Source organism: Methanobrevibacter sp. (genome assembly GCF_045541095.1).
Taxonomy (GTDB): domain Archaea; phylum Methanobacteriota; class Methanobacteria; order Methanobacteriales; family Methanobacteriaceae; genus Methanocatella.
This window is the reverse complement of record NZ_JAZQIJ010000042.1, coordinates 1-1,669: the sequence shown is the minus strand read 5'-3', so window position 1 is coordinate 1,669 and position 1,669 is coordinate 1. Positions and strand designations below refer to the sequence as shown.

The window sequence follows — 1,669 nt, the reverse complement described above, 5'->3', positions numbered from 1 at the left end:
AATATCTAATAAATTATTAATCATGACATTGCAAACGGAATTACAAATCAATATTGTAATTAACAATTACACACAGAGAAGCGGTAGCTATTCGGCTAACTATGATTATCTGCTCCTAGATAATCTAGCAAGCAGTTCTTATTCTAATTTATTCAGAAGTGACTTGAAAAATCTAAAGATCAAAACCAAAGATGGAACAAGTTGTGCAGTACTATACATTCCAAGTTATGGATCTCAACCTTCAGCTATCCTGGTCAGAGTTCCTGTCGGTAAGATCTCCCAGACAACAAAGCTATTGCTGGAAGTTTATGACACATCAACATCCTTCAGCAGCACATTATCAACTGGCGGGGAGGTGTTAATGTTTGATGCAAACTCTGATACATACTCACAATTTTTCATGAACTACTCAGGTTTAAGTATCAACAATGACTCAACAGATGGGGGCAGATTTCTTAGAGCCAAATTTGTTCCAAGCCTTGATGGAAGTTCTCCAACGGATTTGTTTACTACATTTGCTTCAGGTCAGTCTTTATCAAACAATCGTGTTACTGTTGCAAGATTTAAAAGAATTTCAGGTTGTGTTGATGTTAATGATAATGCAACATATCATGGTTCAACAACTGGAAGTGTCATGATGCAAGTGGACGGAAGTCTCACACCATATGGCATTGACACCAAAGCAACATCACTCAACTGGGCCGGCGGTGATAAAGACTATTTGATGTTTAACGGAGCTGAAACTTTAGTTCAGGTTTCATCATGGGACGCTTACAATCAGGGAAGTGATTCTGAAGGGAATTATGTCCAGTACCATATTCATGGCAGAGTAGGAACTGGTTTTTCATCTAGTAGTGATTATCTGGAAGGATTCAGCAGAAATAATCCAACTAAAATTTATGACAATAATTTCGCTGAAGTAGAGATTTCTCCGACATTTTTTGAAACAACAGAATTTGAAGACTACAACTATGTTGATTTAAAATGGCTTTTAATATTTCCATCACCAATAATTGCAGCTAATGGAATTCCGCAGGTAACGGTAACGGAAAGAACTAAAACTGGAATCAGGTTATACAAGGGAAGTCATGAATACACAAAGGCCTACAGAGGCAGTACGTTAATGTGGAACGCTAATGATGATGACATGGATGATACTGGACTTCATATTCCAGATAAAATAATTAACAAAAATTGGGACTGGGTGTTTTAAAATGATAATCGATTATGATATAGACTCAACAATAGGACATGGACGTGGATATCCAACAGGATTAGAACACAAAGAGAAAATGGATGTAATAGCTTGTCTTTTAGATGAAGGCGAAAGAACATATGTTAATGAAGAACATACAGCCTGGATTTGTTCTAATCAATGTGCAGTAGGTGAAATGGTAACACTTGATGAATCATCCACAATGGAACATACAATAGTAAGGAAAGCTAAAGAAAGCGAGTTGGCTTTCGGATATCTTTTAGGTAAAGTCCAGGTTAAAACTTCAGGATTAACTTTAGTGGCTGTGGCTGTTCTGGGTGATGTTTTCAGATTGAAACTGAAAAGACCAATTCCAAAAGATATTCTACCAAATACAAGAATCTACATTGACAGTGACGGGCAGTGCAATCCTGAACATGGCCATGACCTAAGGCTATTGTCAATTGTTAATCT

General features: G+C 36.9%; 2 protein-coding genes. Both read left to right on the top strand.

Annotation, left to right across the window (positions count from 1 at the left end):
- The coding region (locus tag ACKI2P_RS01835; protein WP_407374544.1) for a hypothetical protein at positions 1–1,213 on the top strand (1,213 nt) is incomplete at its 5' end.
- 1 nt (position 1,214) lies between these two features.
- Positions 1,215–1,669: hypothetical protein (locus ACKI2P_RS01830; RefSeq protein ID WP_407374543.1), on the top strand; the 455-nt coding region annotated here is incomplete at its 3' end.